This window comes from Vibrio sp. JPW-9-11-11 (assembly GCF_013369335.1).
Lineage (GTDB): Bacteria > Pseudomonadota > Gammaproteobacteria > Enterobacterales > Vibrionaceae > Vibrio.
Map to the genome: position 1 here is coordinate 1 of NZ_SZQJ01000034.1, position 523 is coordinate 523.

The following is a 523-nucleotide window of genomic DNA, read 5'->3' on the forward strand; positions in this document are numbered from 1 at the left end:
TCCCTCCCTCACCGCCATTAATTGGCTTATGGCCAATTTTTTTGTTTTAAAGCCCTGTTGTTCCAAAGAGACAGTGTGATATACTTCACAATTCTCGTTTTCGAGAACATAGCGCGTCCTTAGCTCAGCTGGATAGAGTACCTGGCTACGAACCAGGCGGTCGGAGGTTCGAATCCTCCAGGACGCGCCACTTTTTAGGGTTAGTTTCATGCTGAAGCGATCCTGATATTGACACAAGTCGATATCAAAACTTGCGCGTCCTTAGCTCAGCTGGATAGAGTACCTGGCTACGAACCAGGCGGTCGGAGGTTCGAATCCTCCAGGACGCGCCACTCTTTAGGGTTAGCTTCATGCAGAAGCGATCCTGATATCGACAAAGTTGATATCGAAACTTGCGCGTCCTTAGCTCAGCTGGATAGAGTACCTGGCTACGAACCAGGCGGTCGGAGGTTCGAATCCTCCAGGACGCGCCACTTTTTAGGGTTAGCTTCATACAGAAGCGATCCTGATATAGACATAAGTC

Annotated in this window: 3 tRNA genes; all 3 read left to right on the plus strand. The window is 49.3% G+C overall.

Going from position 1 to position 523, the window contains the following annotated elements:
* Positions 1-113: 113 nt before the first annotated feature.
* The 3 genes from FCU94_RS15875 (at position 114) to FCU94_RS15885 (ending at position 473) form a co-directional block, all read left to right on the plus strand.
* Positions 114-190 (plus strand) — tRNA-Arg (locus FCU94_RS15875).
* Between the two features lie 65 nt (positions 191-255).
* A tRNA-Arg gene (locus FCU94_RS15880) sits at positions 256-332 on the plus strand.
* A 64-nt stretch (positions 333-396) separates the two neighbouring features.
* Positions 397-473, plus strand: a tRNA-Arg gene (locus FCU94_RS15885).
* The last annotated feature ends 50 nt before the right edge of the window (positions 474-523 follow it).